Origin of the sequence: Roseivivax isoporae LMG 25204, assembly GCF_000521865.1 — a bacterium.
GTDB lineage: Bacteria > Pseudomonadota > Alphaproteobacteria > Rhodobacterales > Rhodobacteraceae > Roseivivax > Roseivivax isoporae.
In genome coordinates, this window is record NZ_JAME01000010.1 from 50,128 (window position 1) to 73,086 (window position 22,959).

Annotated in this window: 29 protein-coding genes; 24 read left to right on the top strand and 5 right to left on the bottom strand. The window is 70.9% G+C overall.

Annotated elements, in window-relative coordinates; translation table 11 throughout:
- Positions 1-58 precede the first annotated feature (58 nt).
- Entirely contained in the window at positions 59-1,288 is a 1,230-nt protein-coding gene (locus RISW2_RS08285) for a urate hydroxylase PuuD (protein WP_043769030.1), read from the top strand.
- A 26-nt stretch (positions 1,289-1,314) separates the two neighbouring features.
- Here RISW2_RS08285 and RISW2_RS25630 read toward each other — a convergent pair whose 3' ends face one another.
- The 3 genes from RISW2_RS25630 to RISW2_RS24525 are packed head-to-tail and all read right to left on the bottom strand — an operon-like array spanning position 1,315 to position 3,304.
- Complete coding sequence (locus RISW2_RS25630; protein ID WP_051491871.1) at positions 1,315-2,577, bottom strand: hypothetical protein; 1,263 nt, start codon at positions 2,575-2,577, stop codon at positions 1,315-1,317.
- 30 nt (positions 2,578-2,607) lie between these two features.
- Positions 2,608-3,105 (bottom strand): hypothetical protein, encoded by a 498-nt coding sequence (locus tag RISW2_RS08295; RefSeq protein ID WP_043769032.1) that lies wholly within the window; start codon positions 3,103-3,105, stop codon positions 2,608-2,610.
- A 49-nt stretch (positions 3,106-3,154) separates the two neighbouring features.
- Positions 3,155-3,304 carry a hypothetical protein gene (locus RISW2_RS24525; protein ID WP_156943801.1) on the bottom strand — a complete coding sequence of 50 codons (150 nt, stop codon included), beginning with the start codon at positions 3,302-3,304 and terminating at the stop codon, positions 3,155-3,157.
- A 232-nt stretch (positions 3,305-3,536) separates the two neighbouring features.
- On the opposite strand from RISW2_RS24525, the gene RISW2_RS08300 reads away from it, so the two are divergent.
- From RISW2_RS08300 to RISW2_RS08405, 22 genes are all read left to right on the top strand, one after another.
- Positions 3,537-3,908: a hypothetical protein gene (locus RISW2_RS08300; protein ID WP_244437529.1), complete on the top strand. Its 372-nt coding sequence runs from the start codon at positions 3,537-3,539 to the stop codon at positions 3,906-3,908.
- Between the two features lie 22 nt (positions 3,909-3,930).
- On the top strand, positions 3,931-4,305 hold the full coding sequence (pyp, locus tag RISW2_RS08305; RefSeq protein ID WP_043769037.1) for a photoactive yellow protein: 375 nt from the start codon (positions 3,931-3,933) through the stop codon (positions 4,303-4,305).
- A 19-nt stretch (positions 4,306-4,324) separates the two neighbouring features.
- Positions 4,325-4,888: a hypothetical protein gene (locus tag RISW2_RS08310; RefSeq protein ID WP_043769039.1), complete on the top strand. Its 564-nt coding sequence runs from the start codon at positions 4,325-4,327 to the stop codon at positions 4,886-4,888.
- Entirely contained in the window at positions 4,885-5,382 is a 498-nt protein-coding gene (locus RISW2_RS08315; RefSeq protein ID WP_043769041.1) for a hypothetical protein, read from the top strand. The genes RISW2_RS08310 and RISW2_RS08315 overlap by 4 nt, the downstream gene beginning before the upstream one ends.
- Before the next feature lie 19 nt (positions 5,383-5,401).
- On the top strand, positions 5,402-6,619 hold the full coding sequence (gene pcl, locus RISW2_RS08320) for a 4-coumarate--CoA ligase (RefSeq protein WP_043769043.1): 1,218 nt from the start codon (positions 5,402-5,404) through the stop codon (positions 6,617-6,619).
- Positions 6,620-6,704: 85 nt separating this feature from the next.
- Complete coding sequence (locus tag RISW2_RS08325; RefSeq protein WP_043769046.1) at positions 6,705-8,453, top strand: PAS domain-containing protein; 1,749 nt, start codon at positions 6,705-6,707, stop codon at positions 8,451-8,453.
- Positions 8,450-9,433: a methyl-accepting chemotaxis protein gene (locus RISW2_RS25805; protein ID WP_051491872.1), complete on the top strand. Its 984-nt coding sequence runs from the start codon at positions 8,450-8,452 to the stop codon at positions 9,431-9,433. The genes RISW2_RS08325 and RISW2_RS25805 overlap by 4 nt, the downstream gene beginning before the upstream one ends.
- Before the next feature lie 161 nt (positions 9,434-9,594).
- A complete protein-coding gene (locus RISW2_RS08335; RefSeq protein ID WP_043769049.1) occupies positions 9,595-11,010 on the top strand; it encodes a chemotaxis protein CheW in 1,416 nt (471 codons plus the stop codon).
- Positions 11,011-11,110: 100 nt separating this feature from the next.
- Positions 11,111-12,034 carry an AAA family ATPase gene (locus RISW2_RS08340; protein ID WP_043769051.1) on the top strand — a complete coding sequence of 308 codons (924 nt, stop codon included), beginning with the start codon at positions 11,111-11,113 and terminating at the stop codon, positions 12,032-12,034.
- Between the two features lie 46 nt (positions 12,035-12,080).
- Positions 12,081-12,305 (top strand): hypothetical protein, encoded by a 225-nt coding sequence (locus RISW2_RS25020; protein ID WP_043769053.1) that lies wholly within the window; start codon positions 12,081-12,083, stop codon positions 12,303-12,305.
- Positions 12,306-12,309: 4 nt separating this feature from the next.
- Positions 12,310-12,618: a gas vesicle protein GvpO gene (gene gvpO / locus RISW2_RS08350; protein WP_043769055.1), complete on the top strand. Its 309-nt coding sequence runs from the start codon at positions 12,310-12,312 to the stop codon at positions 12,616-12,618.
- Positions 12,615-12,935 (top strand): gas vesicle protein, encoded by a 321-nt coding sequence (locus tag RISW2_RS08355; protein ID WP_043769057.1) that lies wholly within the window; start codon positions 12,615-12,617, stop codon positions 12,933-12,935. Before gvpO ends, RISW2_RS08355 begins: the two co-directional genes overlap by 4 nt.
- The gene (locus tag RISW2_RS08360) at positions 12,932-13,504 is read left to right on the top strand and encodes an Hsp20/alpha crystallin family protein (RefSeq protein ID WP_043769059.1); all 573 of its coding nucleotides are present in this window, start codon (positions 12,932-12,934) and stop codon (positions 13,502-13,504) included. Before RISW2_RS08355 ends, RISW2_RS08360 begins: the two co-directional genes overlap by 4 nt.
- Positions 13,501-14,262, top strand: a complete 762-nt coding sequence (locus RISW2_RS08365; protein ID WP_043769061.1) for a GvpL/GvpF family gas vesicle protein — start codon at positions 13,501-13,503, stop codon at positions 14,260-14,262. Before RISW2_RS08360 ends, RISW2_RS08365 begins: the two co-directional genes overlap by 4 nt.
- The gene (locus tag RISW2_RS08370) at positions 14,262-14,495 is read left to right on the top strand and encodes a gas vesicle protein GvpG (RefSeq protein WP_043769063.1); all 234 of its coding nucleotides are present in this window, start codon (positions 14,262-14,264) and stop codon (positions 14,493-14,495) included. The genes RISW2_RS08365 and RISW2_RS08370 overlap by 1 nt, the downstream gene beginning before the upstream one ends.
- Before the next feature lie 8 nt (positions 14,496-14,503).
- On the top strand, positions 14,504-16,579 hold the full coding sequence (locus RISW2_RS08375; protein WP_043769190.1) for an AAA family ATPase: 2,076 nt from the start codon (positions 14,504-14,506) through the stop codon (positions 16,577-16,579).
- Positions 16,576-17,427 carry a GvpL/GvpF family gas vesicle protein gene (locus RISW2_RS08380; protein ID WP_051491874.1) on the top strand — a complete coding sequence of 284 codons (852 nt, stop codon included), beginning with the start codon at positions 16,576-16,578 and terminating at the stop codon, positions 17,425-17,427. The genes RISW2_RS08375 and RISW2_RS08380 overlap by 4 nt, the downstream gene beginning before the upstream one ends.
- Entirely contained in the window at positions 17,424-18,116 is a 693-nt protein-coding gene (locus RISW2_RS23460; RefSeq protein ID WP_051491875.1) for a GvpL/GvpF family gas vesicle protein, read from the top strand. The genes RISW2_RS08380 and RISW2_RS23460 overlap by 4 nt, the downstream gene beginning before the upstream one ends.
- Positions 18,109-18,333 carry a gas vesicle protein gene (locus RISW2_RS08390; RefSeq protein ID WP_084615297.1) on the top strand — a complete coding sequence of 75 codons (225 nt, stop codon included), beginning with the start codon at positions 18,109-18,111 and terminating at the stop codon, positions 18,331-18,333. The genes RISW2_RS23460 and RISW2_RS08390 overlap by 8 nt, the downstream gene beginning before the upstream one ends.
- Complete coding sequence (locus tag RISW2_RS08395; protein ID WP_043769065.1) at positions 18,330-18,953, top strand: hypothetical protein; 624 nt, start codon at positions 18,330-18,332, stop codon at positions 18,951-18,953. Before RISW2_RS08390 ends, RISW2_RS08395 begins: the two co-directional genes overlap by 4 nt.
- Positions 18,950-19,282: a gas vesicle protein K gene (locus RISW2_RS08400; RefSeq protein ID WP_043769067.1), complete on the top strand. Its 333-nt coding sequence runs from the start codon at positions 18,950-18,952 to the stop codon at positions 19,280-19,282. The genes RISW2_RS08395 and RISW2_RS08400 overlap by 4 nt, the downstream gene beginning before the upstream one ends.
- Positions 19,283-19,335: 53 nt before the next feature.
- Positions 19,336-20,913 (top strand): HAL/PAL/TAL family ammonia-lyase, encoded by a 1,578-nt coding sequence (locus RISW2_RS08405; protein ID WP_051491876.1) that lies wholly within the window; start codon positions 19,336-19,338, stop codon positions 20,911-20,913.
- Between the two features lie 199 nt (positions 20,914-21,112).
- Here RISW2_RS08405 and gvpA read toward each other — a convergent pair whose 3' ends face one another.
- A complete protein-coding gene (gene gvpA, locus RISW2_RS08410) occupies positions 21,113-21,325 on the bottom strand; it encodes a gas vesicle structural protein GvpA (protein WP_043769069.1) in 213 nt (70 codons plus the stop codon).
- Positions 21,326-21,457: 132 nt separating this feature from the next.
- Positions 21,458-22,573 carry a hypothetical protein gene (locus RISW2_RS24530; protein WP_156943802.1) on the bottom strand — a complete coding sequence of 372 codons (1,116 nt, stop codon included), beginning with the start codon at positions 22,571-22,573 and terminating at the stop codon, positions 21,458-21,460.
- Between the two features lie 173 nt (positions 22,574-22,746).
- Between RISW2_RS24530 and RISW2_RS08420 the strand changes: the two genes are divergently transcribed.
- Positions 22,747-22,956, top strand: coding sequence for a hypothetical protein (locus RISW2_RS08420; RefSeq protein ID WP_043769073.1), 210 nt, complete (start codon positions 22,747-22,749; stop codon positions 22,954-22,956).
- Positions 22,957-22,959: the final 3 nt, after the last annotated feature.

The window sequence follows — 22,959 nt, forward strand, 5'->3', positions numbered from 1 at the left end:
AATACCAGAAGGATCCGTCGCCGGATAGGGTGTCGGCAACGCTTACAGGGAGAACGCCATGTACGATCTTGCCGTCATGTGGGACTGGGCGGCCTTTGCGCTGCGCTGGCTGCACGTGATCACCGCCATCGCCTGGATCGGCTCGTCCTTCTACTTCATCGCGCTCGACCTCGGGCTGCGCAAGGCACCCGACCTGCCGCCCGGCGCGCATGGCGAGGAATGGCAGGTCCATGGCGGCGGCTTCTACCAGATCCGCAAGTTCCTGGTCGCGCCGCCTCAGATGCCCGAGCACCTGACCTGGTTCAAATGGGAAAGCTACGCGACCTGGCTCTCGGGCGCGGGACTGCTGATGGTGGTCTACTGGGTCGGAGGCGAGCTCTACCTCGTCGATGCGACCAAGGCGGACCTCGCGCTCTGGCAGGGCATCGCGATCTCCGCCGCCTCGCTGGTGGTCGGCTACGTGATCTACGACCGGTTGTGCACGTCGCCGCTCGGCGAGCACCCCACGGTGCTGATGCTCCTGCTCTTCGTGCTGCTCGTGGCGATGTCGTGGGGGTACAACCAGATCTTCACCGGACGCGCCGCGCTCCTGCACCTCGGGGCGTTCACGGCGACGATCATGACCGCGAACGTCGCGCACATCATCATCCCGAACCAGCGCATCGTGGTGGCGGACCTCAAGGCCGGTCGCACGCCCGATCCGAAATACGGCAAGATCGCCAAGCTGCGCTCGACCCACAACAACTACCTGACGCTGCCGGTCGTCTTCCTGATGCTGTCGAACCACTACCCGCTGGCCTTCGCGACGGAATATTCCTGGCTCATCGCGTCGCTCGTGTTCCTCATGGGCGTGACGATCCGGCATTACTTCAACACCGTGCACGCGCGTGCGGGCACGCCCAACTGGACCTGGGCGGTCACGGTGGTGCTGTTCCTCGTGATCGCCTGGCTTTCGACCGCCGGCATGTGGGACACCTATGAGGAGGCCGAGGCACGGCCCCTCACGCCCTACGAGGACCGCTTCGCCTCGGCCGAAGGGTTTGAGGAGACGCACGGCATCGTCGTCGGCCGCTGCTCCATGTGCCATGCGCGCGAGCCGGTCTGGGAAGGCATCCGCTGGGCGCCGAAGGGTGTCCTCCTCGAGACCGAGGGCGACGTGGCGCGGAACGCGAAGGCCATCTACCTGCAGGCCGGCCTCAGCCATGCGATGCCGCCCGCCAACGTGACCGACCTGCCGGAGGAAGACCGCCGGACGCTCGTGCGCTGGTACCGCGCCGCGTCCGACTGAGCCCGGCGCGGGCGGCCGGCGCGCCGTCAGCGCGCCGAACGGCCGGTCTGGTCGGCGGCGAAATCCATCCAGTAGCGCACATCGAGGATCTTCGCGACGAGCCCGAGATCCTCGGTCAGCCGGTCCGCGTCGGCCCGCGCCAGCGCCTCGAGCGAGCCGATGCCACAGCGCTCGAACATCCAGACGAGCCCCGGCCCCGCCCCCGGCAGATCGTAGAGGTCGCTGCGCGTGGCCGCCGCCCCGTGCTGCTGCGAGGCGCCCCCGTCGGCGGCCAAGCCGTCGGGCGAACCGGCCGCCGCCGCGTCCGGGTCGGCCTCCATCCCCACGACTGACGGATCGGTCCGCCCCGGCATGGTCTGCGCGCCCGCGAGCGCTGCGGGGATCGTCCCCCCGACATCTACCGAAACACGCTCGACACCCTCGGCCGCGTGCTCGCAACTGACATCCTCCGACAGCGCCTCCACGGGGTCCTGGAACACGTCTCCCGCGTCTCCCGCGTCTCCCGCGTCTCCCGCGTCTCCCGCGTCTCCCGCGTCTCCCGCGAAGGCAAGCTGTTGCCGTTCCTCGGCACAAGTACCCGGAACGGTCGGCCCCGGGACATCCTCGGCCGCGGCCTCCGCGTCGGCCGGGCGGGCCATCTCGGTCAGCGGGTTGTCGGCCTCACTTGGGTCCACCGCACCTGCATCGCCCGCCGGTGCGGCCGCCGCGGCCACCGGACCCGGCCCCCCCTCTTCACGGTCATGAGTGGCAGGCCCGGACTGTTCCGCGCCACCCGGCATCCCGTCCCGTTCGGTCACCGAGCTGTCATCCCACCGCGCCTCGAGAGTAACCTCGAAGGCGCCGTCCCCATGTGTCGCTTCTGCCGCACGGTCCTCTACGCCCCCTGCCGCACCATCCGGCGGCGCCGCAGGACCTGCGGGCGCAACCAGGGTCCCCAGGTCAGCGCCGTCCGACACACGTCCCTCGGGCATAGCGGCACTCGCGTCGGGCGCGCCCAAACGACGCCCTCCCGTTATCTCCTGCACGATCTCCGCATCCGCGCCCGCGACGGCCGCCTCCAGAATTGGCCCGGAAGCACCGGCCGCATCATCGTGGCGCGGGCCAGAACCCCGAGCGCCGTCCGCAGCGCCCGGGGGCTCCGGGAATGCCGGCGTGACCGGGCCCAGTGCCGGGGCCACGCCCGGCATCTCAACGTTGCCGAGCGCCCGGCGCCGGTCGAGCCGGTCCTGGCGGAGTTCCGCAAGCCGGCGCCGTGCCTTCTCCCGCACCGCGCCGCTCTTTTCAGACATGCGTCGTCCGTTCTGCATCCCGCGTCCCCTTCAGGCCGACGCGACCGCGTCGTGCTCCATGTCCCACGCATCCCAGTCCGCAAGTGCGCGCCCGGCGAGCAGCAGGAAATCGTCGACACGTTCATGCGCCTGCTGACGCAGGCAGAGCGCGTCTATGAGCGCGTCGAGCTCGACCGGAACCGCCCCCCCGGCGCCTCGGCTCCGGCCGTCAGCCGCGATCTCGAGGCAGCATTCCTCGACTGCGGCGATCGCCTCCGCCACCGACCCGGTCCGGAGCGCCCACGCGCCCCACCCTTCCGCGAGCGGCAACGCATGCGCCGCGACGAACCCGCCGTGACGCATCCGCCAGAGCTCGACAAAGAGCGGCTCGCCCGCGTTGACGGGTTGCGCATGGCGGAAAAGCCGCCGCCCGGAAAAGCGGATGGGCGGGGCGCCGGTCCGGCGCAAGGTCACGATGTCCCACCCGGCGGCGGCGGGGGGGTCTGGCACGCGGCGCCGAATCGGCGCGATGTCCTCGTCGATCTCCATGGTCCGGAGCGATAGCAGCCCCGGCTTTCCCGCCCGTTAATGCGGCCCTTCAGTGCCGTCCGGGCTGGACGACGTACTGTGCCCCCGGGAAGAACTCGGCGAGGAAATGGATCATCTCCGACGCCTCGGCGATGGTTCGAAACGTGTAGACGAGTATGTCGCGCGCGTCCTCGCGCACGCGCAATTCGATCAGCCCCATGACGGTGCCCCCCAACCAGATACCCACAAGGAAAAGTTTACCCTGAGCGCAAAAGACCGGGCAAGACGGCACGCGGGTAAAGGTTTCTTGACGCTCCGCGGCGACATTCGCCTGGCACCAAGCAATTGGCTGTCATCGTCACGCCAACGCCGCCGAAAGGAGTGTTTCCCGGATGAAGGAAGTTGGGCAACTCATTCAAACCGACGGACGATTCGAGTTCCGGATTCCAGAGATGGGGCTCATCGTCCGCGGCGATCACCCGGAGTGGGTGATACAGGCCGCGAGCGAGGTCCTGGCGCGAACGGCCAAGCTCGAGGCCGAAAGCAAGGTCGAGGAACTCGCTTTCCTCGCCGAGGTCGAAGAGGTCTCGCACATCGACGTCGAATCCCAGCGCTTCCTGATAAAGGAACGCTTCGAGACCATTCCGCAATGCATCGTGACCATGGGGCGGATCGACTACAAATGGGCGGCGCCGGAGGGCCGCGAGAAGCTGACCTCGGAATATGACGGGCATCCGTACCGCCGCATCCACGACTTGTCGCTGACCTTCGACGACTCCTTCCTCAAGAACGAGGACGGCGTCGACATGTCCGACGAATCCTAACGCACAGACAAAGGATCAGACGATGGAAATCATCCCCTTCGGCAGCCAGGACGTGGACAACATCCTGAGCCGCGAGCCCCAGCGTGCGGAATACCTGCCCTTCGGCGCGGTGCTGCTGGATCGTAACGGCACGATCGTCAAGTACAACAAGGCGGAAAGCATGATCGCGAACCGCAATCCCGACGACGTGATCGGCAAGAACTTCTTCAACGACGTGGCGCCCTGCGCAAAGGGCAAGCGGTTCCACGGCGAGTTCCTGAAGTTCCACCAGACCGGGCAGATCAACGTCATGTTCGACTACAAGTTCGCCTACAAGGGCGCGAACGTGGGCGTGCGGATCCACCTCAAGTCGCAGCCCGACGGCCAGCACTGCTGGCTGTTCGTGAAGCGCGCCTGACCGGAGGCGCGCAGCCGCCATGCAAGCCGCGCCGGAACCGGTCTTCGAGGCGACGATATCGCCCCTCCTGATCGCGCTCCTGCGCGGCAGCAGCGGCACCGGCGCGGAACCCGCCGGGCATGCGACGGTCACGCGCGGGTCCTGTCCTGGGGATGCCGCCGGCGACGCGCCGCCACCCGCGGTGCAGCTCACGCTCCGCCGCGACGGCGAACGGCCACTGCGCTTCGACGGCACGCTCCTGTGGTGCGACGCGCAGACCATTCCGGTCGACGGGTCTCCGTCCGCATCGGTCCAGCGGCAGGTGGAACTCTACCGCTGCGCCCACGGCGGTGTCGTCGCGCGGATCGTCTTCGACCCTTCCGAGGGAATGGCGGCCCGGCCCGTCTTCCGGGCCGCCGAGATCGCCTCGCCCGAGGAGTTTCGACAGTTCCTGGACCGCAACGGCGCGCGGGACTGCTTCGCGGTCGCGCCGGGCCACCACGACAGTCGCGCAAGCGCGGATCTCGACCTCCTCCGCGGACCGCATCGGACGGTGCCGCCCCTTTCCCCGATCATCGCTGAACTGGAAGGATCACGCACATGAACTACCAGATGTCCGCCGCCGAGCGAGCCCCGCAGCCGGGCGGCGTCGCCGACATGCCGGCGCTCGGCGCGATGTCGAGCTACCGCCTGCCGCAGCCCGGAGCACGCCCGCTCGTCTTCTCGGGCAGCGAGCTGGCCATGGCCATGAGCTTCACGCCGGAACTGCCCTACTGGTACGAACTGAACGTCTACCGCACGCGGGAGCAGACCTTCGTGCTGGCGATCCGCCAGTTCTTCCAGTCCGAGGAGCAGACCGACATCGTCAAGGCATGGGCGTTCGACTCGCTGCCCGACCTCTTCGACCGGCTCGAAACCTACGACGCGGGGGCCGACGTGCGGACGCCGCATCTCGACCTCGAACGCTCCGCCCCGGCGGAACTCGCTGCGGCCGCCATGGACCTCAAGTCCCGCGTGATTGCGGCCCGCACGCACTTCGCGGGCCTCGTGGGCGAGTTCTTTGCCCAGATCGACGCGGCCGGGAACGGGCCGGTCTGACCGGACCGTGCCCTCCGCCATGTCGCAGGTAGCAGAGACGTGGATCGACCGCGCCGCGGCCATGCGCCTGTGCATGGCCTTCGTTGCGGACGAACAGGAGCGGGCGGTGCGCGCCGGGCGGATGGCGCGAAGTGCCGTCCGTGCGGCACGCCTGGCCGCTGCGACAGATGATGCCGCGACGATGGGCATTGGGGAAGACGGGCTCGGCTTCGACAGCCTGGCTCGGCTGGACCTCGTGGCGCGGCTGACGCGCTGGCTCGGTCTCGCCGCCACAGGGGTGGAAGACTACCTCCTGATACGTCCACGCCTTGGCGACTGGGCCGATCTCGTGGCGCACCATTTCGCCACCGTAGGACCAGCGGCGCAGATCGCGTTCGAGACCTCCGGATCGTCGGGCGCACCGCGCATGGTCGTCCACGACCGTGTCACGCTCGACGCCGAGATCGCGGCCCTCCGGGCGGCACTTCCCGAACGCGCCCCCTCGGGCCGCGTGCTCTGCGCCGTATCCCCCCGGCATCTCTACGGTTTCCTCTGGGGCCTGCTCTTGCCGGCAGCAGAGGGACGCGTGGCGATCGACCTCCACGGCGACGCGCCGCTGCGCGCCGTCAGGGACGCCCGCGCCGGAGACCTGATCCTCGCCACGCCGTTCCTCTGGGAACGCCTGGCCATGCTCGGCAGCGTGCTTCCCCCTGGAGTGCTCGGCGTCACGTCGGGCTCCGCCGCCGGTCCGTCGACCTGGCAGGCGGCGGGCACCTTGGGGCTCGAGATGCTCCTCGACGTCTACGGCGCGACCGAGACCGGCGGCATCGGCCTGCGCCGCGCTGCCGACGCGCCGTTCGACCTCCTTCCGCACCTGCAAGGGGACGCGGCCGGCTTGCATCGCCGGCACGACGGGACCGAGGTGCCGCTGCAGGATCACCTGCGCTGGCAGGACGGCGCGCGGTTCCGCGTCACCGGGCGTCGGGACAGGGTGCTTCAGGTGGCGGGGACAAACGTGAACCCGCGCAGCGTTCGTGAAACGGTGCTCGCGACGGGCCTCGTCCGCGACGTGGCCGTACGTCTCGACGGCGAGCGGCTGAAGGCCTTCGTGGTTCTGGCCGATGACGTCGGGCAGGACGTGGCCGAGCCGCAGATCCGGGCAGCGCTCACGCGGCTGCCGGCACCCGCGCGGCCCGACCGCTTCTCCTTCGGCACAGCGCTACCCCGAACCGCGACCGGGAAGCTGGCCGACTGGTAGGCGGAACAAACCCGGCACAATCAACCGCCGCTTAAGGTGGGACCGGCTAGAACCTTCCGAGATCTCGAGCTCCAGGACGATTCGCATGACTGCATCCGCCTTCGACAAGGACCTGCCGGGCGACAGCCTCGCCCGTGCCCTCGGCGCCGCACTGCTGTCCGACGGACCGACCCTCATCTTCGACGCCGCGACGGGCGCGCTGTCGAGCGCCAACGAGGCGGCCCTTTTCCTCCTCGAACTTTGCGAGGACGGGCTGAGCCACTATCGCTTCGAAACCCTCTGTGCCGTCGATGGCGCGGACGCGGAAACGCTCTGGAGCGAGGTGCGCGACGGGCTCAGGATCCGCTGGCAGGGCACGCTGACCGCTGTCCTGTCGGGCGACGCGCATGCTGTCGAGATCGTCGCGGCCCGCCTGGCAGACGAGGGCAAGCCCGCGCGCGTCGCCGTGCATGCGACGCCCGGTCGCCGGGCGAGCGGACCGGCCGCGCAGGCAAGTGCCGCCTCCGGACCGTTCGACGCAATCGCCGACGTGATCGGTCTCATCGAGTACGATGCCGACGGCATCGTGACCAATGCGAACGATCGCGCCTGCATGGCGCTCGAGTTCTATGGCACCGGGATGACCGGGCGCGGCCATGACACGCTCTGGCCTCCGTCGATGAGCCAGTCGCCGGATTACGTGGCCTTCTGGGAAAAGCTGCGACAGGGCCGCATCGTCGAGGGACGTTACCTGCACGTGGGCGCCGAAGGCGGCCAGATCTGGCTGCAATCGACCTACGTGCCCGTGCGCACCGCCGACGGCCACGTCACGCGCGTGATCCAGTGCCTGATGGACGTGACCGACGACAGCGTCAGCGCCACCCGGAACCGGGCACAGGTCGAGGCGGTCTGGGCCGCGCTGCCCATCATTGAATACGATGTCGAAGGCTTCGTGCAGCGGGTCACGCCGCGCATGCTCGACCTTCTCGGCCGCAAGGAGGAGGAGGTCATCGGCAAGAATTCCCGCCGCCTCATGGATCAGGAATTCGCGCTCGGGAAGGACTTCCTGGCGACCTGGGAAGGCGCGTTGCGCGGCATCTCGACGTCGATCGACGTGCCGCATGTCGATACCCAGCGCGGCCGCCACTGGACCCGCAGCCGTTTCGTCCCGATCGTCGACGGCGCCGGCAAGGTCGACCGGGTGGCCGAGATCGCCGTCGACATCCATGCCGACCGGGAAAGCCTCGATCACCTGTCCCTGCGCTACGAGGCGATGACGCAGGACATGGCGCTTGTCGACTGGGATCTGTCCGGCAAGCTCGTCCACGCCAACAAGAACTACCTCACTCTCATGAGCATGGACCCGGCCCAGGCGGTCGGGCGCGAACATCGCACCACCGTGCCGGCCGAATTCGCGTCCTCGCGCCGGTACACGCAGTTCTGGGACCGGCTCGCCCGCGGCGAGACGATCACGGGCGAGTTCCGCCGCATCACCGACGACGGGCAGGAGGTCTGGTTGCAGAGCAGTTACGTCCCGTTGCGCAACGGAGTGGACGACGCGCTTCAGCAGATCTTTCTCTTCGCGCGGGACATCACCCGGCTCAAACGCCAACAGATCGACGCCCAGGCGCGGATCGACGCCATCGAGCGGTCGATGGCCGTTGTCGAATTCGACCGGGACGGCACCGTCCGCACGGCCAACCAGAACTTCCTCGACACGATGGGATACACCCTCGAGGAGATCAAGGGCAGGCGCCACGCCATGTTCTGCGACACCGAGATGGTGAACACCGACCAGTACCGGACCTTCTGGGAACCCCGGTCTTCGACCTGTCGGGGCAGACAAGCCGCGTGATCAAGTTCGCCACCGACATCACCCAGGAAAAGCTCCGGACGACCGAGCTTGAAGAGAAATGGGCGGCGGCGCGGCGCGCCCACGCCATCTGCGAGTTCGACATCGAGGGCAAGGTCGTCACCGCGAACGACGCCTTCCTGCGCATCGTCGGCTATTCCCTGCGCGAGATCGTCGACCAGCACCACAGCATGTTCTGCACCGCCGACCATGTACGCACGCAGGACTATCGCGGCTTCTGGCTCGAGGTCGCACGCGGGGAGGCCCGGACCGGAATCTTCCATAACGTCGGCCGCTTCGATCGCGACATCCACCTGCTGGCCCACTACGACACGTTCCGGGATACGGCGGGGCACGTGGCCGGCGTGGTGATGCTCGCCATCGACGTGACCGAGCACGTCGCGCTGCGCCGGGAAATCGAACAGCGCGCGATCGCGGTGCGGACCGAGGTCGAGAGCATTCTCGTCGCGAACGACCGGATCCGGACCGGCGCGCAGGCGCTGGACCACGCCCTCGGAGCCCACACCGCGACCCTGTCCGAGGGTGGCGCCCTGCTCTCTGCCGGGGTCGAGAGCATGTCGGGCGCGAGCCGCGCGATGGAGAAGATCTCGGAAATCGTGAAGGTCGTGGGAGAGATTGCTGTCCAGACGAACCTCCTCGCATTCAATGCCGCGATCGAGGCCGCACGCGCAGGCGAATACGGCGTGGGCTTCTCCATCGTGGCGGACGAGGTCCGCAAGCTGGCGGAGCGGAACGCCGATGCCGCGCGCGACATCGTGCGGGAACTCGAGATCGCCTCGGACAGTCTCGGGCGCACCACCGGTGGCGCCCGGCAGACGATCGACATCGTCCGCCAGACCGCGGCACAGCTCGGCGACAGCAAGGGCAGCATCTCCGGGCTTTTCGAGAACTGCGGGCTTCAGACGGTCTCCATCGACCGGATCAGTTCGGTCGTGCGGGCGATCGGGGACACTGCCACATGAGAGGTACAGCAGAACCGGCTCCCCCGCTTCTCCCACAGACCGCCCCGGACGCAGGCGCGCCTTCGGCACCCGCGCCACGTGAGGCCGGGGTCGGCCCGGACGCTTCGGAGACCGTTCCGCCGGCGCAGCCCTCGACGGAGCTGCCAGGCCCGGCTCTTCCGGTGCCGCGGCTCGATTTCGGACTGCTCGACATCGGTCGGCACCGGATCGCGATCGGCATCGAACACCTGTCCGAGGTCTGTCTCGTCCAGGGGATCGTTCCGATGCTCTGCGGCCGTCCGGAGGTGTTCGGTCTCATCAACCTGCGCGGCGCGATGATCCCGGTGCTCGACCCCCACGTCCTGTGCGGCATGCCCCGCGCGGAGCAACCGCCGACCATTGCTGCCATCCTGGAACGTGACGGGCGCGCCCTGGCTCTCGGCATCGACCGGATAAACGGGATCGCTGAGATCGCGGCGGACGACATCCAGACACTCTACCACGACGCGGACCGGGCCGGGGTCATGACGGGCGGCTTCCTGCACGAGCGCGACACGGTCAGCATCCTCGACCCCGCGCGCATCTTCGCCAGGCCAGACCTGCCCGCCTCGGGCGCCGTCCTGCGCGCGCGCCGCGTGGCCGCCAGCGAGGACGCGCGTGCCTTCCTGATCTTCGCCGTCGGCGGGGCGCAGTTCGGGCTCGAGGCGATCCGCATCTTCGGAACCGTGCCGCGGCAGGCCATCACCCGCGACGCGCTGACCTGCGGCGCCTGCCTCGGATCGATCCGGTACCACGACCGGCGCGTGCCGGTCATGGCCGCGGGCCAGGTCTTCGGCCTCGGACGGCGCGCGGTGCCGGACCGGCCCGAAGTGGTCGTCATGCGCTTTCCGGGCGAGCGGCTCGTCGGTTTTGCCGTCGACGTAATCTGCCGCATCCGGCTCGTGCGCGACGGCGAGACGCGCGGAACCGCGGGCATCTTCGGGGGCACCGGCCGCCTGTTCTCGAAGGCTCTCGTCGACCCTGACGGCGAACAGACCTTCCTGCTCGACGCCGATGCGCTCGAGCAGGACACGGACCTGCACCGCGCGGCACTGCTGTCGGACCCTCCGGTTCCGGACGCAGGCCGCGCCGCGCCGCCGGACGGCACGGTGCAGGTCGCGGGCGGGACCGTGATCCACGAGGCACTGCGGCACGTGGTCTTCCACGCCGGACGGCTGCTGGCCACACCGATCCTGCAGCTCGTGCACATCGTCGAGCCGCCGACCAAGCTGACCCCGGTCGAGGCGCACGGCAGCCCGCTTCTCGGCCTCTTCTCGGTCGACGGTCTGATCGTGCCGCTGGTCTCGCTCGCGCGTCTTATCGGCGCACGTCCCGCCGTCGATCCGCCCCGCGCCCGCGTGCTGCTCGTCGGACCCGCCGCGCGACGCATCGGCTTCCTGGTCGACAGCGTCGACGGGATCGAGACGTCGACCTGGTGGGCGGAGAAGGACACGGACCTCCTCGCGGCGCACGGCGTCGTCAAGCTGCGCTCGCCCGATCGCAAGTCGCTCGTCCCGCGGGTCGACCTGGAACGCCTGGCGACGGAGCTCGTGTTCTAGCGCCCGTATCCTTGCCCGAGATCCTGCGGGACGCGGTTAAGACGCCGGAAATCAGAATCATCCTAGGCTGACACAGCCTGCAACCTGACGGGACACGCCCTTGACCGATCCAGTATCAAACACGGCAGATGCGCCGCTCGTCACAGATGGTCCGTGGACCGGCCTCGACCGCGGCCGCCATTTCTTCGAAAATGTCGAGATCGCGTCATTGCTCGACCGGGCGCGGCGCTACGTGCGCGCCGGCGTGTGCGTGCATTTCAGCGGCCCCGCCGGGCTCGGCAAGACCTCGCTGGCACTGCGTCTCGCGCGGTCGCTCGGACGACCGGTCGCGTTCATGGCCGGAAACGACTGGTTGAACGCGCAGGATTTCATCGGCCGCAGCGTCGGCCAGTCCATGTCGACGCTCGTGGACCGGTACGTCCAGACGGTGCGGCGCACCGAGAGCGACGTGCGCGCACACTGGCGAGATTCGATCCTCGCCAGCGCCATGACGCGTGGCGACACGCTCGTCTACGACGAGTTCACCCGCGCCGCGCCCGAGGCGAACGCGATCCTCCTGTCCGTCCTCGAGGAAGGCGTGCTCGTCTCCACCGATCCCGCGAATCCGCGCACCTACCTGCAGGCGCATCCCGACTTCCGCGTCATCCTGACCTCGAACCCCCACGATTATGTCGCGGTGAACGGCGCCCCGGATGCGCTTCTCGACCGGCTCGTCACGTTCCCCCTCGACCGCCTCTCGTCCGAGACGGTCGCGGGCATCGTGGCCGCGCGGAGCGGACTGCCGCCCGCGGAGACGCGGCGCATCGTCGCTCTGGTGGATGCGCTCCGCCGCGATCGCGCCGACCGGCATGCCGCATCAATGCGCGCCGCCATCCTCATCGCGCGCATCATCGCGTCCGAGCGGACGGGCTTTCGTGGCGAGGACATCCTGCTGCAGGTCGCCACGGATGTCCTCGTCGGTCGCGGTCTCGCCGCGACGGCGGCAGAGGTCGCCGCCGCCCTGCGTCCCGGGGCGGCCGCGTGAACCCGCTCCGGCTTCCCGATCCCGTCACGACGAGGAGACGCCTGCCGTGAACCGCCCGATTTCCGCCCTGCCGAAACGCCCGGCGCGCGGCACCGCGCGTACCGCCCGCACGCGCAAGGATGCGGCGATCCACCTTGTCCGGCTCGAGTTCGACATCGGCCGCCTGGCCGACGGGATCGCTCAGGTGGAACGGCGCCGCGACCTCTATGCCGCGGAGCTCGCCGTCAAGACGCGCGAGCGCTCCCGCCTTCTCGGCATCCTCGGGGCCTGACCGCATGGTGGAGCAACCGAGGACCGATGCCTTCCGCGCCGCGGGCGCGCGCCCGCTCACGCTGGCGCAGGCCCTTGCCCGCGGGCGCGCGGCCATGGCGGAGATCACGACCGCCCCGATCGATGCCGTGACCCGGTTCGAGGCCGAATCGGACGGAGGTTGGCACGCGGTGATCGACGTGATCGAGGTGCCGGCGCGCATGGGCGACAACGACCTCCTGTGCACCTACGACATCGCCCTCGACGCCCAGGGCGACCTCGCGGGCTTCAGACGGACCGCGCGTTACCACCGCGAGGACGGGATCCCGGCATGAGCTTCCAGATGCAGAGCCCGATCCATCACGACAGCCTCGCCGACGTGCTGGAGCGCATCCTCGACAAGGGAATCGTGATCGCCGGCGACGTGTCGATCTCGCTGGTGGGAATCGAACTCCTCACGATCCGGCTGCGCCTGTTGATCGCGACGGTCGACAAGGCTCGCGAGCTCGGGATCAACTGGTGGGAGCGCGATCCCGCGCTGTGCACGAACGCCGAGGAACTTGCGACCAGGAACGCTGCGCTCGAGGACCGGATCGGGCGTCTCGAGGCGGAACTCGCGCGCCGCGATGCAGCGTCGGAGGTCGCGCGATGACCGAGGATCCGAAGCGCCGTTTCGACGAGGTGCGTCAGGAGATCGACCTGCGCCTCAATGGGCTCCTTGGGGAACTCGGCCGCTCGCTCACGGAGGTGCTGGGCCGGCTCGACGATGGTCAGGGCGAGATCCGCCGCGAACACTTTTTCCAGTCGGGAGACGGCGGCGTGCGGGCCAGCGCAGGCCTGCGCGTCCGGGTGGGCGGCCTCGCCGCGGAGCGCACCACCGCCGCGCACGCGCAGCGCTCCCCGGCACGGCAGGCCCGAGCCGCCGAGGCCGGGGACATGCCCCAAGGTCAGCCGTCGGCGCCGGCCGCACGCGACATCGCGGCGACGGTGCTCATGGAACGCGGGCTCTGGAGCCTCAGCGCCGACCTGCCAGGAATGACCGAGCGCGACGTGACGCTCTCGGAAAAGGACGGACGTCTCGTCATCACCGCGGCGTCGCGCGGCCGGCGCTACGAGGGCACGTTCGACAAGCCCGCCGGGCTTGCGCTGGATGACATCGCGCTGTCGGTCCGCAATGGCATCCTCGACCTGACGGCATCGCTGCCGGAGGACACGGAATGACCTATCTCTACGGCCTCCTGTCGCCGGACGCGGACCCGGGCCCGGCGCAGTTCGACGGGATCGAGGGCGTGACCGGCGAAGTCCGGCTGAGCCGGCTGCCACAGGGCGTGCTGATCCACGCAGACCACGACGGGTCGGACATCCGTCCGAAACGGCGCAACCTTCTCGCCCATGCCCGCATCCTCGAACGGGCACTCGGCATGGGAACGGTGCTGCCCATGCGCTTCGGGATGGTCGCGCACGACCTGCCCGCCGTGGCCGCGGCGCTCGCAGGTCAGCAGGACCGGCTCGCCGCCGAGATGATCCGCCTGCAGAATGCCGTCGAGTTCGGCATCCGCGTGGAGTTCGAGCGAGCGCCGGCCCTGCAATGCCTTGTCGACGCATCCGCCGCGTTGCAGGCGGAACGCGACCGGCTGCGCGGCGACCCGCGCACGACCGAACGGGACCGCGCCGCCTTCGGCAGCCGGCTGGCGGCGGCGCTCGACCGGGCGCGCACGGACGCGCAGCGACGTGTCCTCGCCGCGCTGCGACCACGCCTGCGCGACCATGTGATCCGGGTGCCCGACTCGGACGTGCAGGTACTCGCCCTCGACGCGCTCGTGGAGACCGGCGCCGAGACCGACCTGCCGGCCGCGATCGACGCCGCCGCGCGGACCTGCGGCTTCGCGACGGGGCTTGAACCGATCGTGCGCATGGTCGGCCCCGTGCCACCCTATACCTTCACGCGGCTCGTCCTGCCCTGCACGGAGGCCGCCTGATGGGCCTCCTGACCGGCCTCCTGTCCTTGCCCGTGCGCGGGCCGACCGGCGCCGCGCTCTGGATCGCGCGGCAGATCGCCGCCGCCGCGGAGGCGGAGCGCAACGATCCTGCGGCGCTGCGCGCGGCCCTCGCGGAGGCCGAGCGCCGCCTCGTCGCGGGCGAGCTCTCGGAGGAGGACTACGACCGGATCGAGGACGAACTGCTCGCGCGCCTGGCAGAGGCAGGCCGATGAGCGCCGCCTTGACAACCACGATCGGCGAGCGCGGCGGGCGCGGGCTCGTCCGGCTGGCGCGCTCTCGCCTCGCCCTGTTCGGCCTCGCACCGGGCGAGACGGTTCGTGTCTCGGCAGCCGCAGGAGGTGCGCGCGCGACGCACGGTCGGGTGGTGCCCGCGGCGCTGCCCGAGGACGTGGCGGAACTCGACCCGATCCTCGCGGGCAACGCGGGTCTCGGCACCGGCGACACGGTGGCGATCGCTCCGGCCTCCCTTCCGCCCCTCCAGACGCTGGCGCTCCGCATCGATGGCGGCACCGCCGCGCACGCGGACATCAAGGACGCTCTCTTCGACATGGCGCTCACCCTCGGCGACCGGATCACGCTGACCCTGCCCGCCGCCCGAGCCTCCGCCGCAGAGGTGATCGCGACGACGCCGGGACCGGCGGGTGTCGTGGATGACGCCACTGCCCTGTCGGTCGAGACGACGGCGCCCGCCTATGACGGCATCGGCGGCATGTCCGAGGAGATCGCGCGCGTTCACGAGATGGTGGCTGCCCCCCTCACGCGGCCCGACCTTTACGCAGCCCTCGGGATCGAGGCGCCGCGCGGCGTGCTGTTTGCCGGACCGCCCGGGTCCGGAAAGACGCTGCTCGCCCGCGCGGTCGCGGCGCGGACGCGCGCGGCCTTCTTCCAGATCGACGGCCCCGAGATCGTCTCGAAGCACTACGGCGACAGCGAGGCGGCGCTGCGCAGGACCTTCACCGCCGCGCAACGGGCCACGCCCGCCATCATCTTCATCGACGAGATCGACGCCATCGCGCCGGCGCGCGCCTCCCTGTCCGGCGACCGCCAGGTGGAGCGGCGCATCGTGGCGCAGCTCCTGACACTGATGGACGGCCTCTCGGATCGCGGACGGGTCATCGTGATGGCCGCGACCAACCAGCCCGATGCGCTCGATCCCGCGCTGCGCCGTCCCGGCCGCTTCGACCGAGAGATCGTCTTTCGCCCGCCGCAGCCGTCGCAGCGCCGTGACATCCTCGCGGTCCACCTCGCGCGCGCGCCGCTCGGGCCCGACGCGGACCTGGAGCGGCTCGCGGCGGTGACCCACGGCTATGTGGGGGCGGATCTCGCGTCCCTTGCGCGCGAGGCCGCGGTTGCCGCCCTCGCGCGCGCCTCCCGCGAGGCGGGCGGAGAGGCACATGTCCGCGCGGAGAACCTGCGCATCACCGCGGCCGATCTCGATCACGGCCTCGCCGTCACAGGGCCGAGCGCCCTTCGCGGTGCAGGTCCCGACCTGCCGCCGGTCGCCTGGCGGGACGTGGGCGGCCTCGACGCGGCGAAGGCCGCGCTGGAACTGGCCGTCCTGCGCCCCCTGCGGCACACCGTGCTCCATGACCGCCTGCGGGTAGCCCCCGCGCGCGGCATACTCTTGTCGGGTCCACCCGGCACCGGCAAGACGCTGCTCGCGCGCGCGCTGGCGGCGGAGGCCGGCATGAACGTGATCGCCGTGCGGCCGCCGCGCATCCTGTCGCGCTATTTCGGCGAGGCGGAACGGGCGATCGCCGAGGTCTTCGCGACCGCCCGGGCGACCGCGCCCACCCTCCTCTTCTTCGACGAGTTTGACGCCCTCGCGCCGCGCCGCGGCGGCGGTGGCGAGGTGCACGACCGCATCGTCGCGCAGCTCCTGACCGAGTTCGACGCCGTGTCCGTCACGCGCGGCGTCGTGGTGCTGGCGGCCACGAACCGCGCCGGTGCCATCGACTCCGCGCTCACACGTCCCGGTCGTTTCGACCTCGTCGTTCCCGTGCCGTTGCCCGACATGGGGGCGCGGGCCGCGATCCTTTCCGTGCACCTCAAAGACCGACCCGTGGCGCCGGACGTGAACCTGGCGGAGCTCGCCGAGATGACCGGCGGCTTCAGCGGCGCGGACCTCGCGGGCCTGGTCGACATGGCGGCGCTGGGCGCGCTCGAGCGCGCCCTTCTGTCCGGCGAGACGGAGCCCTGCCTCACGCGGGAGGACCTCGTGGCGGCCTGCGCCCGCATCGCGGCAGCCGAGGCGCTGCGCCGTCAGGATTTTATCAACGGGGAGTCCCACCGATGACCACGCGTGAGCTGATCGCCGTCCGGCACGCCGGGCTGCCCTACCCCAGAGAGGACGGGATCGAGATCCGACGCGAGGGGGCGCTCGAGGCCGTGCTGGCGCCGCCCGCGCGCCGGCTGCTCGCGGGACGCCGGGCCGCCCTCGGGGCCGCCGCGCGCCATATGCGGCGGCTCGAGGCGCTGATGGTGCACGGAACCGTCCTGCCCGCGCTGCCGGGCACCCGGCTTCCCGAAGCCCTCGTCGGCGCCACACTTTGCGGCAACGCGGCCGTGCTTTTGCCTCCGCTGGAGCGCGTCGCCGGCCGCGTCCAGTTCCAGGTGACTGTGGCCGCGCCGGACGGCCTGGCCCCGGACGACGTCCCGCCGCCCCTGCGCGCGGCGATCGCCACGCGGCTCGCGGGCCCCGGGTTCGACCGCATCGCGCTGCCTGTCGCCTCCGGCGTGATCGCGAACCACGTTCTGCTGATCAATCCGGCAGAGATCGACACGCTCGACGCGGTGCTCGAGGACATCGACCGGCTCGGAGGCGGCGCGTTGCGGATCCGCAGGATCGGCCCTGCGCCGGCCGTCTCCTTCGCCAGCGTCGGGCTCGCCCGCCTGCCCGCCCGCGCGGTGAACGCCGCATTGCGCCGCTTCGGACTGCCGCCCGATGCCCGCGCCGAGGACCTCGGGAGCGCACGTCGCGCCGCCCTCCGTGCCGATCCCGGGGCGCAGGCGGCGATCAGCACGGCCGCGGAGATCGCCGCCACCGCGCTTGCCGCGAGCTGGCGCGACGGTCCGCTGTTCTGCGCGACCCTCTGGACCGAGGCGCGCGCCGAATCCTCTGACACCGCCCGGAGGGTGGCATGAGCGCGGTCGTCCTCGTGGGGCTCGTGCCGCGGGAGGCCCCGGCGCCGACGGACGCGCCCGATCACGCCCGCCTGCCCGCGGGTGGCATGACGGCCCTGGCGCTCGGGGTCGACCGGGACGCGCTTGCGGACGAGGTGACGCTCACCGCCTGGGCGCTCCGGCAGGATCACCTGCTGTCCGCCTGCATCGCTGTCGGCGACGTCATGCCCGTGGCGCTCGGCGCCATCTTCTCGGACATGGCGGCGCTTGTCCGTCACGTGGAGAGGCATGCCGGCTCCCTTTGCGCCGGGCTCGCCAGCGTCGCGGCACGGGTCGAGTGCCGGCTCGACATCACCGACGTCGCGAAGAGCGCGGTCCGTTCGGCGGAGCCTTCCTGCAGCGGCAGCGAGTTCCTGCACCGACGGGCGCGCCACCGTTCCCGCGCGTCGGACCTGGATGCGCGCAGGTCCGAGCTCCTGGCCGCGCTCGACATTCGTCTCGGAGGGATCGTGGAGGCGCGGCACGACCTGCCGGGCCGCGCCGGCGCGGCCCGCCGTACCGCGCTTCTCCTGCGACGGGACCGCGTCCGCGACCTCGTCGCCCTGGTGGCCGGTGTCGCCGGCGACGCGGCGGCGCTCGGCGCACGGATCGCCCTCGTCGGCCCGCTCCCCCCGCATTCCTTCCTGAGAGAGGAGCCGTGTCATGGCTGAACCGCTCGATGTCGCCCTCCTCGACCCGGAGGACATGGGCGCGGATCACCGGGATCGGCTGGTGGATCTTGTCGACAGCCTCCTCGACCATGGCGTGGTCATCCGGGGCGAGGCGTGGCTCACGGTGGCGGGCGTCGATCTCGTGTTCCTCGGCATCGACCTCGTGCTCTCTACGCCCGACAGGATGAACGCGGCGCGCGCAGGGGCTGCCGCATGATCGCGCTCGGATGGACGGACCGCGCGTCGATCCCGCCGGAGCCGTGTGCGGCGTTGCCCGGACCGGCCGGCACGCTTGTGACGGCGCCGGCCCGGCACGCGGCCACATCCGCCGCACGGCTTCGCCTCCAGTCCGCCTGCGCGGTCTCCTGCGCCGCGTTCCTGCCGCTTGCCCCGACGCTCGAGCGCTCGCCGGACGCCGCACATGCCTGGGCCACGGCGGAGGGGCACGCCCTGCCGGACCGGATCGACGCTGTGCGCGGCATGGCGCAGGCAACCTTGCTCGCCGTCGCTCCGCCCGACCCTGCGCCCGCATCCGAGGCCACGTCGGGGGCCGCGTGGCTTTCGCTCCGGACCCGCGTGCAGGCGGACCGCGCCCGCCGCCGCGCTGCTGCGGCACAGGCACTGCGCGGGCGCGCGGGGCAGGACATCTCCGTGCGAGCATGGCCGAGGGGCCTCGCGCTGGACCTCGTGGCGCGGCGCGACATCCTGCAGGCGCAGATGGTCGAGCTGCTGGCGCACCTCCGGCAGGCAGACGAGCCTGCCCTCGCCGGCTGGCGGCTCACGCTCGCAGGGCCGCTCCCCGTGTTTGCGCTCTCCTTCGCGGACCGTGCGGCATGATCGCGAACCAGGGCCTGTCCGCCGCGGACGCAGTCCTCGATCTTCTCGCACGTTCTGGCGACGCCGATGGCCGCGTCAGGATCGACCCCGAGACGGTGGAACAGGATCTCGCCCGCCTCCTTCTCGGGCTGATGGAATTCCTGCGGCAGCTGATGGAGCTGCAGGCGATCCGCCGGCTGGAGGCCGGGCAGTTGAGTGAGGAGGAGCAGGAGCGTCTCGGCAAGACGCTCATGCGGGCCGAGACGGCGATCCACACCCTCGCCGATCGGTTCGGCCTGTCGCCCGGGGACCTCTCGCTCGATCTCGGCCCCCTCGGGCGCACCATCTGACGACTTGTTCTCCGCCAAGGGCGGCACCGAAACCCGGCACGCGGGAGGCCAGAATGGCGCGCGACCTCGACCCCGACCCCCCCGTCTTCGACTTTTCCGTGCCGCTTGATCTCGCGCTGGCGAATGCCATCGCAGAAGGTCGGCTGCGACCGGTCTTCGGCGCGGCGGCGACGGCCCGGTGTCGTGCGGCCGAGGCGCGCCTCGAACGCGTGATTGCCGAGCGCCGGCACGTCTACGGGTTGACCACCGGCTACGGCCCCCTCGCGGACCGCCTTGTCGCACCGGCAGATGCAATGGCGCTGCAGCAGAACCTCGTGCATCACCTGGCCACCGGCACCGGCGCGCCCTTCGACTGGGCGACCGGCCGCGCGGTGGTCCTAGCACGGCTCGCCTCGATCGCGCGGGGGATGTCGGGCGCCTCGACGCGCACCATCGCCGCACTTCTCGCGGTGCTGGGTTCGGACCTCGCGCCGGCCATCCCGGAACGCGGCACTGTCGGCGCCTCGGGCGACCTGACGCCGCTCGCCCACATGGTGCTCTGCCTGCAGGGGCGCGGCGCGTTTCTCGACCGCTGCGGCACGGTCGTGCCGCCCGACGCGGCGCTTGCCCGGATCGGCATGGCGCCCCTCGACCTCGGCGGACGGGACGGGCTCGCGCTCGTCAATGGAACCTCGGCGATGACAGCGCTTGCCCTGCGCAGCGCGCAGACGTCGCGTCGCCTCGTGCTCTGGGCGCTCGCCCTCACCGCCGCACTGGCCGAGGTGCTGGGAGGGAGGTCCGAGGCATGGCATCCTGCCTTCGCCGAGCTTCGTCCGCACGAGGGCCAGCGGCTTGCCGCCAGCGTGCTGCGCGCCCGTCTCGGCGGCAGCCGCCGGGTGGTCGAGGTGCCGATCGCCGCGCGCCGGCTCGACACCGCGCCCGAGAGGCCGCCCGAGGGTATCGCGCAGGACGCCTACACCCTGCGCTGCGCGCCGCAGGTGATCGGCGCCGTGCTCGACAGCCTCGCCTGGCATGACCGCCTCGTCGAGACCGAGCTCAATTCGGTGACCGACAACCCGATCTTTCCCGAAACCGGCGAGGCGCCGGCACTGCATGGCGGGAACTTCATGGGCCAGCACGTGGGCCTCGCCTCGGACGCGCTCGCCAATGCGCTGAGGGTGCTCGCGGGCCTCGCGGAGCGGCAGATGGCGCGGCTGACCGACGAACGGCTGAACGGCGGCTTGCCGGCCTTCCTGCACCGGGGGCGGGCAGGTCTCAACTCGGGGTTCATGGGGGCGCAGGTCAGCGCGACGGCGCTCGTCGCGGAGATGCGCAGCGTGGGCGCAGCCAGCCCGCAGTCGATCTCGACCAACGGGGCGAACCAGGACGTGGTATCCATGGGCACCATCGCCGCGCGCCATGCGCGCGATGCAAGCAACCGCGCGGCAGAGGTCGTGGCGATCCTGTCGCTCGCGGTGGCACAGGCGATCGAGCTCTGCCGCGACGCAGGCACGGACGGGTTCTCGCCGGCGGCAGAGGCGCTCCGGCGCAGGGTGCGCGGGATCAGCCCGGCCCTGGTAACCGACCGGCCGCTCGCCACCGACATCGCGGACATGGCACACCACATCCTCGAGACCGAGGCGCCCGCCTGATCGCCAGCCGCATCGCGGCACGTGGCGGGACGCGATCCGGAAAACTCTCGTCAAAGTTGTATCTTTGGAGCCGTGACTGCGTTGTTGCACCCCGGCCACGCCCTGCCGCACCGCCTGTGCGGCGCCGCGTGCAGGCGGCCGCGCCCCGTGCCGGGCAGGTCTGCCCGGCCGGTCGGCCGGGCACCCGGGCGTCGCAGGATCAGGCCGTCGCGGGATCGACCGTGAGGCCCACGGCCTCGGCGTATTTGAGCCAGCTTTCGATCGACGCGACGACCGCGCGCACCTCGATCGCGATCAGTTCGATGCCGACCAGCGAGACCCGCACGAAGGCGTCGATCACGACGCCCTTGTCGAGGATACGGTCGACCACTTCGGCGATGGAGGCCGAGGCGACGCTTTTTTCGATTGCCATGAACAGGTTCCTTCTGTGAATGCAGGGCCGCCCCTGCGGCAGCCCGCCCAGATTAGTGCGAAACCCTTTAAGCCGGCGTGAACCGAGTCAGGATCGGCAGGGAATTTTCCAACAATCCGAACGTCTTCCGCGTCATTCCGCGTGTCGCACCGCGTCGGCGAGCGCCTCGGCCAGATCGCAGCGCAGCGTGCGCAGGGCCGCGTCCATCCGGCGATCGTGATCGGCGGGCGCGCCCTGTGCGAGCGCGGCCAGGCGGGCATTCGCATCGGCCAGTGCCGCGAGCGACGTCAGGAGCGCCGCGGGCGGAGCGTCGGTCGCGGCCTCCGGGTCACCGATCGTCTGAACCGGGGCCGCAGCCTCCTCGATCCGCGCGGCGAGCCGGACATATTCGCCTGCGAGGCTCGCCACGAGCGCCTCGAGGCGGCGCAGGAAGATGCCCGCGGCGGCGTTGAAGCGGGCGAAGCCCTGCCGTTGCGCGGTGAGGTCCAGCACCGGGTCGGGCCGCGTCGCAAGCCGGTCGATGCGTCCCGAGAGGGCGCCGAGCGCGGCCTCGACCCTGTCCCCGAGGGCGGGCAGCGCCGCCGCCGACATGTCGGAAAGAGCGCTTGCGAGGGCCGCCGACCAGGCCGGCTCCGCGTCGCCCTGCCGCTCGCGCAATGCCGCGATGTCGCCCCGCAGATCATTGATATCGCGTGAAACCTCCTGGAACCGGCAGGCCAGTGCCCCGGGCAGCTCGTCGACCGCGTCGCGCAGCGCGACGATCGCCGGCCCGTGATCCGCAGGGTGCGCCGGCAGGTCCGCCAACGCGAGGCGCAGGGACGCGACGAGACGATCGGCCTCGGCCACCCCGTCCTCCTGCCGGGTCACCAGAAGGCGCGCGGCGTCGCGGTCGGCAGCGAGCGCCTGCAGCGCGGCCGCGAGCGGCGCGGCATCCGGGGCGATCCGGCGCGCGGCTGCCATCGCCTCGAGCTGGCGTTCGAGCCGGCCCATCCGGTCGTCGAGGTGGGCGAGCATCTCGGCCACCTCGTCGCGCGGCGGACCCGCCTGCAGCAGCGAGAATTCGAGCCGCTCGAACCGGTCACCGAGCCGTTCGATGCGATCGGCGAGATCCGCGGCCGACGCCGCGTCCGGGGACAGGCTCCGCGCGAACGGATCCGCCCGGCGGTCCGGACCGGCCTGGCCCGCGCCGAAAAGCCCCGGCAGGTCGTTCCCGTGATGGTCCTGCACCCCCTGAGAGCCTGTCTGCACGTCCCGCTCCTCTGGCCAGAAAGTGCCACCGGATTAGCCCATCTGCCTTAACAGACCGCTTATCCCGGAACGCTTTGCCGCGCGGCCCGTTTTGCTGCCATGCAGCGTGACTCCGCGCGCCGTTGCACGTAATAGTTGCAGCGGAGCCCCTGCACGAATCTCGGAGAGACGACATGATCCAGAAGACTGCGGAAGCGCGCGCCCGGCTGAACGAACTTGTCGAGGCACGTCTCGGCGCCGACGAGGCGGGCACGTTCATGTCGACGCCACATGCCCTGCTGGGCTGGCAGACCCCCGAGGAGATCGCGGCGACCGGTCACCTCGGGCTGATGAAGGTGACGGTCCTCGTGACCTCGCTCACCTCGTCCGGCCTGGCCGCCTGACCG